General features: G+C 26.9%; 7 protein-coding genes. All 7 read right to left on the bottom strand.

All coding sequences use genetic code 11. From position 1 onward, the window contains the following. Positions 1-171 precede the first annotated feature (171 nt). Positions 172-1,287, bottom strand: a complete 1,116-nt coding sequence (locus FNW17_RS16050; RefSeq protein ID WP_144072193.1) for a glycosyltransferase family 4 protein — start codon at positions 1,285-1,287, stop codon at positions 172-174. Next, entirely contained in the window at positions 1,277-2,320 is a 1,044-nt protein-coding gene (locus tag FNW17_RS16055; protein WP_144072194.1) for a glycosyltransferase, read from the bottom strand. Before FNW17_RS16055 ends, FNW17_RS16050 begins: the two co-directional genes overlap by 11 nt. A gap of 3 nt (positions 2,321-2,323) precedes the next feature. Next, positions 2,324-3,091 carry a glycosyltransferase family 2 protein gene (locus tag FNW17_RS16060; protein WP_144072195.1) on the bottom strand — a complete coding sequence of 256 codons (768 nt, stop codon included), beginning with the start codon at positions 3,089-3,091 and terminating at the stop codon, positions 2,324-2,326. A 65-nt stretch (positions 3,092-3,156) separates the two neighbouring features. Beyond that, positions 3,157-4,392 (bottom strand): O-antigen ligase family protein, encoded by a 1,236-nt coding sequence (locus tag FNW17_RS16065; RefSeq protein WP_144072196.1) that lies wholly within the window; start codon positions 4,390-4,392, stop codon positions 3,157-3,159. After that, the gene (locus tag FNW17_RS16070) at positions 4,382-5,485 is read right to left on the bottom strand and encodes a glycosyltransferase family 4 protein (protein ID WP_144072197.1); all 1,104 of its coding nucleotides are present in this window, start codon (positions 5,483-5,485) and stop codon (positions 4,382-4,384) included. The genes FNW17_RS16065 and FNW17_RS16070 overlap by 11 nt, the downstream gene beginning before the upstream one ends. Next, on the bottom strand, positions 5,469-6,833 hold the full coding sequence (locus FNW17_RS16075; protein ID WP_144072198.1) for a lipopolysaccharide biosynthesis protein: 1,365 nt from the start codon (positions 6,831-6,833) through the stop codon (positions 5,469-5,471). The genes FNW17_RS16070 and FNW17_RS16075 overlap by 17 nt, the downstream gene beginning before the upstream one ends. Positions 6,834-7,101: 268 nt before the next feature. Further along, a complete protein-coding gene (locus FNW17_RS16080) occupies positions 7,102-7,335 on the bottom strand; it encodes an LbetaH domain-containing protein (protein WP_144072199.1) in 234 nt (77 codons plus the stop codon). Positions 7,336-7,474: the final 139 nt, after the last annotated feature.

Raw genomic sequence — 7,474 nt, forward strand, 5'->3', positions numbered from 1 at the left:
ATCAAAAAATAAAAGAACGTCTATATCCTTATATAAATCAATACATTACAAACAAAAAAAGAAAATTAACGCACCAGCACTATACGAACATAATGGATTCATTTCAAATCGTCACCGTTAAAAAATAGAATTAAAACCCATATTTACAATGATTTAGAAATAGCGTTTTTATTATAAGGTGGATACTTGTGTTAAAAGTTCTATATAAATTGATTCTAATTTTGGTATTACGTTTTTTGCATAATAAGGTTCCACTATTTCCATAGTATTTTTGCCATACTCTTTACAAAGTAATGGATTATCAATAAAAAATCGTAATGAAGCATAGATAGCTTCCCTATCTCCTGGATTAATCACACAACCATTTATACCATTGGTGATTATTTCGGGAATACCACCAACATTAGTAGAAATAACAGGCAACCCATAAGTCATAGCCTCTAAAATAGATATTGGCAACCCCTCATTATAGGATGGTAAAATATAAACGTCCGCTTCATTGAAAAGTTTATTTTTAAGCGCTCCAGAAACCCATCCTTCATAGATCACAATTTCTGACAACTGATTAATTGCTATGAATTCGTTGAGTCGTTTAATTTCACCATTCCCTCCAATAAGTAATTTCATTTTTCCAGAAAATTCTAGCTTATGCAGCGCAATTGTAGCTAATAAATCAAATATTCCTTTTCTGTTGCCAACTGCACCCATAAAGAGAAAATGAATTGGTTTATCAATTTGAAAATCTTTAATAGATTTATCTAAAGCCTCCTCGACAATGTTTTCTAGGACTACAAGTTTTCTAGGGGTAAAATTAAGTGTAAAAAATAAAGCCCATGAATTAGACAAACAAATAACCAAGTCAACATTATTAAAAAAATTAGACATCATTTTTCTAACTATTTGCGGACTTTTCAAATAAAATTTTTCCATTTCAGAGCCATGACAATGGAAAATGACTTTTTTACCAAATACATACTTACTCAAAAGGAAAATTATATATTTTCTAAAAAAACTACCCTTGGCAGCACCATGTATATGAACGATTTGAATGTTTCTATCCTTGATAAATACTATTGGTAACTCAACCAACGATTTTAAATACTTAAATACGATTACAAACTTATTTTCTGAAGTTCCATAACTACAAACGTAATTAAAAACCGAAAAATACTTTGAATAGGTTTCTATTACCCCCCCTATACCGCCACGGTGATCTTTACATTCTAATCCGACTGTAAGAATTGACGATGAAACACTTAAAGATATTCCGACACGTTTATGACTCATAATTATCTATGTAATTTTGTGCTGTTTTTTTTATATTAAAATTTTCTTTCACATAACCGTGAGCTTCACTAATTTTTCTTTTAATTTCTTTGGTATTATAACCATCTATAATATCATGAATTTTTTCAGAACATTCTTTTACATCCCCACTTTTAAAATAAAATCCATATCTACCGTTATCAATTATTTCCATTGGCCCATCTATATCAGATACTAAAACCGGTATTTTAGCAGCCATTCCTTCAACTACGGTCAAACCGAATCCTTCAAAAAAAGAAGGCTGAACTAACAATTGGTAATCTTTAAGGTTTTTATATATAAATTTCCGAGTTTTCATTCCCAAAAAATTAACATATTTTTCTATATTCAATTCTTTTGCTAAATTTTCTAAATAACTTAGAGAACTTCCCTCTCCAATCAAATCTAATTGTAAATTATTTAACCCCTTATGATTCACTAAAATACTTATGGCCTCCATTAAAACATGCTGTCCTTTTTTTTCATGATCCAACCTACTTATTTGTATGATTTTAAATTTATCGAAGTCAAGCAAATTACTATTAGTAGGTATTTGTTCACACCGTATTCCATTATATACTAGAATACTACTAATTCCACTTCGTCTTAATATATCATCCAAAACAGCATTAGAAATAGAGAACAATTTCTTGTATTTAAATAAATTAATTACTGAAACATTTACATCATGTATTGTCAAGCATGTAACAGCCTTAGTTTTATATTTTAATAAATTAATTGCATTATGGTTGTGAAAATGAATAACTGTGGGATTGATCTTAAAAACTTTATAATTGAATTGAAAAATTGGTATAGGATTCCGATTTTCCGGTTTTCTGTTTAAAAAATTAATATTTACCTCTTTATTAATAGTTCGTAATAATGCTTCATTTACAACATTATTAACGATAAGTAAATCCACTTTATTAGTTATTGATTGCTCGTTCATGATATCAACAAGCATAGTTTCAGTACCACCAGTACTAAAAGAAAAAATAATATGAAGAATCTTCATTTATTATAATTTTAAAAAATATTTTACATATACTTTTAATTCATACCAATAGGTCTTCCTCACTGATTTAGAATAATATTTAGCTCCATTTGAAATAAGAACTTCACGAATATTTTTTAAGAATTTCTCCTTTCCAGTATTAGTTTTAGTTTCTTCCCACATTCTAAATCCAGCAGAAGAACATTTTGAAACATTATAAATAGATCCATAATTAAGAAGTCTTAACCATAAATCAAGATCCATACAATAATGATTTTTATCATTTAGATAACCCACTTTTTTTACTAATTCTTTTTTATAAAAGGATCCCTGCTGAATTACATCGTAATTGATTGATAATAAATATTTACGATTTGGAATGTTTTTTTCATAGTTTTTTATTACTTCCCCTTTAGCATCTATCATTGTATTGAACCTATTATAATAAATGGCTCCATCCGGTTCTTCAATATACTTTTTAACTACTTTTTCAACACAATCCGCATAAAGAATGTCGTCAGAATTAATCCAGCCTACCAATTCACCTTTTGCTAATTTAAATCCCTTATTGATAGCATCTGTTTGTCCCTTATCCTTTTCATGAATGATAATATCTATTTGGTCTTTATATTTATTCACCACATTCATAGTTTGATCAGTAGAACCTCCATCAATTATTATGTACTGAATGTTTTTATAGGTTTGATTTAACACACTTAGTATCGTTTCTTCTATAAACTGCCCTTGATTGTAGGAAGGGGTAACAATGGTGATTAAAATATTTTCGTTCATTAAAATTTGTAAGTACGGTTATTTATTAATAAGGACATTTTTGTTGAGAGTAAATTTCTTAACGTTTAGATTCGTCTAAAAAGTAAATTTTCTTTCTTTATAATACTTACTGGCAAAATCAATAATAGAAAGAGAACTAACCCTAAACGAATATCTATAATTATTGCTGGATTAGTTACCATATTTATTAGCATTACCATCCAACCAAATAATAATGATATTTTATAAGGATTATGAATAATGCCTTTTTTAATTTTAAACAATTTTAAGGATGAATAAATAGTATTAAAGTATAAAAATGCTCCAAAAATGCCATAGGTAGCCAATATTGTAACATAAACGCTTTCAACATGACCGCCAATAAAAAGTCTAACTTTACTATTATGTAAGTGATTTTGATTTTGTAGAGATGCATTCAAGTTACCTGGGCCACATCCAATAATTGGATTGTCATAGAAAACATTTATTCCTTTAATCCAATTATCATAACGCCCCTCTTTAAAATCATCCTTACTATCGAGAAATCTTGAAAAGATTTGAGAGTCCATAAACATATCTGAAAATGAAAAAAAACAAAATATTATTAATATTACGACAAAAACTGATTTGTTTTTTTTGATTAACATAGAAGCAAAAAAATAACATAATAAAAAAGCAATACAAGCCGTTCTACCCCCCGAAATTATTATTCCAAAAAAAGTTATAGAAAAAAAAAATAAAGAGTAATAAACATTAAATTGCTTTTTAATACTCAATAAAAACACACTAACAACTATACCTATAACGCTCAAATAACAGGACAGTGATAGTGAGTTACCGAACGATCCCCATGCTCTTATGTTCTCAAATGCATCGCGATGCATCATAGTATTATCATTTAAGTCATTAATATTATAAATATAAAACTTAGTTAAACCTATAAACTGAAAATATGCAATTACGATAGAGGTCAAAATAGAAAATCCAAATGCCAGATAAATAACATTTAAGCCTGTTGTTTCTGTATATTTCAACAATATAAAACTAAATAAAAAATACAAAGAATATTGTACTAACTGTTCTAAACTTAATTCAATATTACTTGAGCTAATAGATGTAATAAGGCAAAATAAAAAAAATAACGCAAAAGATTTAATTACTCTATTATTGTAAATATATTTTGGAAAAGAAAAGTCATTAAATAAAACTAAAAATAAAAGAGGTGAAAATAAAACAGTTTTTACTTTAATATTAAATGTTCCATAATAAGGAATTATTATAATATATAAAAACAAAACTGATTTGTAGATGTTACTTTTCATATGAGGAAATAGCTTTTTTATATGACTCTAGGGTTAGTGCTTTTGTCCTTTGCCAAGAAAATTCACTTAGTCTTTCTGTACCTTTATTAACTAAAATCTCTTTTATACTTTTATAATATAAAATTTTTGAAATTTGTTCTTTAAAATCATCAAAATCATCCAATTTAAAAAACAATGCAGCATCCGCAGCAATCTCTCTAAAACAAGGAGTGTCTGAAAGCAAACATGGTGTCTTAGTAGCAAATGCTTCTAAAATAGGCATTCCAAATCCTTCATATATTGACGGAAAAACAAAACAAACTGAATTTGCATATAATGATGGCAACTGAATTTCTGAAGCATCAAAATGATGCACTTTAATTGTCAATCCAAGATCTTCTATTAATTCAATTTCTTTTTTATTGAATGGAATACCACTGCAAACTAAATGCAATTCATTATCATCATCAAGTACTGATTTAAGAGCTTTTATAAAGAAATTAAAATTTTTGTATTCATTTCTTTGTCCCATAAATAGAACATAGCGTTTTGGAAGATTTAAATGTCTAGTCTTAATATTATTGAAACTCTCATTTACACCATGATGAATAACATCAATTTTAGTTTCATCTATTTTGTATATACTAACAATGTCAGATTTCGTTGTATTTGAAATCGCAATAATTCGAGAAGCCTTTTCGAGTAATTCGCGTTTATCAGCTAAGAATTTCTGCGAATTTAAATGAATTAAATATTTTTCATGAATTAAATCATGTACAGTTATAACAAAAGGCTTTTTACAATATCTAAGAAAATATGGATCATAATAAGTGGGATGGAAAACATCAAAGTCCGATTGTATTAGCTTATATTTATTAAAAGTAATATTTAAAAAATTTATGATTTTATTTCTGCCTTTAAAATGATTTTTTAATATTAAAACAATGAAATTATAATATGCTTTTTTATTTAAATAAATATTATCAGAATAAAGTACTGCAACATTACATTTGTCACCTGTCAAATTAAATTGATTCAATAATTCAATAAAATATTTCGAAATTCCACCAAATTTTTGAAGTGTAAATGTTTGATGATCAAATAATATTTTCATTCAGATTTATTTTAAGTTTCTTTTTGAACTTTTTAAATTCTAGCGGAGCTAATAATAACCCATTTACATTACAAAGAATACTTGTTATAATTAGTCCGGAAGGTCCGTAAAATTGTATTAATATTTTTGCTAGAGGAAAAAACAATATTGAAGATATAATTGATGCAATAAATTGCATTTTAACAATTCCTAATCCGTTCAAAATTGTCACATAAATACTACTGAACGTTGAAACAAGAATTGCAATAAATATCCAAAAATCGAGATTTTTATTTATCTGAATTAAGTCACCCAACCAGACCGAATAAATAAAGCCTGATAAAACCAATAAAACAATTGAAAAACCTAATATATAGAACCATACGTTTATCAATTGCTTTTCTGCACTACAAATCCACAAATAATCCTTTTTAGCAAAAGCATCAGAAAAAGCAGTCCAATATGGAGTCATAATTATAGTAAATATCATTGTACAAATTCCATAATATTTAAAAGAAATATTATAAGAACTTACATATTGTGGGCCAAAACTTCTAATCATCAAAAAGTTTGTAGTTTGATTCAGTATTAGAGCCGATATTTGTATAATAAAAAACTTTATTCCTAATCCAAATAAATCTTTAGAATATTTTAAATTTATACTGTGAATTGTAGGATGAATTTTATTGTAATAGTTTTTAAACGAAAATAAATTATTTATTAATAAAACAATAATCTGTGGAAAACACAAAGCAACAGAAAGTACTAAAAGGGTACCCTTTAAAAAAAAAGTACAAATAAAAATAGTTAAAAAAGATGAAAGACTTGCTATTAAATTCCAAAATGCAGGTCTTGATATTTTTTGATAAGAACTATGAATTGAATTAATTATCTGCAAAATAAATTGTAACGAAAAACAACTGACAACTATTAAGGCGGTTAAATTTAAATCTTTTTCGTGTGTATTTAAATTTAATATATTATTCCAATCTGCTTGATTATTCCAAACATAAAATAGTAGTAATAAAATAAAAGCTATAATAGATATTATAAAATATGTAGTACTAACTAAAATTTTCGCTGTCTTAAAATCATTATTCGCTAAAGCCTCTGTTAATTTATTCTTTAACCCATTTCCTAATCCTACATCAAAGAAGTTTATCCAAGCAATAATTGAACTTAGTGATAGCCATATTCCATAACTTGAAGTACTAACATATTTTATTGTAAGAGGAACCATTATAAAACTAACAATTATACTAATGAATCTAATAAAAAAAGATTCTGCTATGTTTTTTTTTGCTAAAAGAGTCCTACTATGTCCTTCTAAAAAAAAAGAATTTAACTTTAACTTTAATCTACCTAACATTTATTTACTTTATATTTTTAGTTTATTATCTAATCGAATACAACTAATTTCGTTGCAAAAATTCATGATTTCACAGCTTGACTTTTTATCTACTCTTGTTGCACATACACTGTATTTCCTGCATCCATTAAAAGCAAATCTTTCTTGAAAATTGCAATATCAGAAGCTACCATCTCTTGTAATAGTCCGGCTAAATCTTATTTTGGTTTTAACACAATATTACTTTAATTTTATTAGATTAAGGATAAAATAACAACGTCAAATAAGATTATTTCCAACTAACACCCTCTTTGATAACTTTGGCAGGGTTACCACCAATTAATGCATTTTCAATTTCAAAAACACCTTTAACAATTGTGTCAAATGCGATTATACACCCATTTGGTATAACAGACCCTTTATATATTTTTACTCCGCATCCTATCCAAACATTATCACCAATTACTATTGAATTATTGCTTTGCTTTTTTCTAGTGTACTTTATCTCATGAAAAGTCATCATCTAGAAATTGGCAATTCCAAGAAATTGCACAATTATCCCCAATTGATAATCTATGCATTATGAATGAATTACCCCGAGGCAGAGCCTCGAGGTATCGTGTTACTCGAAAGTTAACCGTAGCTGGTTTTTGTTAAACGAT

Source organism: Flavobacterium franklandianum (assembly GCF_007097365.1).
In the GTDB taxonomy this organism is placed as follows: Bacteria; Bacteroidota; Bacteroidia; order Flavobacteriales; family Flavobacteriaceae; genus Flavobacterium; species Flavobacterium franklandianum.

What these genes read in the sequence shown, in the direction of transcription:
- FNW17_RS16080 (WP_144072199.1), bottom strand. Translation starts at nt 7,335, where the DNA reads ATGATGACTTTTCATGAGATAAAGTACACTAGAAAAAAGCAAAGCAAT.
- FNW17_RS16070 (WP_144072197.1), bottom strand. Translation starts at nt 5,485, where the DNA reads ATGAAAATATTATTTGATCATCAAACATTTACACTTCAAAAATTTGGT.
- FNW17_RS16060 (WP_144072195.1), bottom strand. Translation starts at nt 3,091, where the DNA reads ATGAACGAAAATATTTTAATCACCATTGTTACCCCTTCCTACAATCAA.
- FNW17_RS16050 (WP_144072193.1), bottom strand. Translation starts at nt 1,287, where the DNA reads ATGAGTCATAAACGTGTCGGAATATCTTTAAGTGTTTCATCGTCAATT.
- FNW17_RS16065 (WP_144072196.1), bottom strand. Translation starts at nt 4,392, where the DNA reads ATGAAAAGTAACATCTACAAATCAGTTTTGTTTTTATATATTATAATA.
- FNW17_RS16075 (WP_144072198.1), bottom strand. Translation starts at nt 6,833, where the DNA reads ATGTTAGGTAGATTAAAGTTAAAGTTAAATTCTTTTTTTTTAGAAGGA.
- FNW17_RS16055 (WP_144072194.1), bottom strand. Translation starts at nt 2,320, where the DNA reads ATGAAGATTCTTCATATTATTTTTTCTTTTAGTACTGGTGGTACTGAA.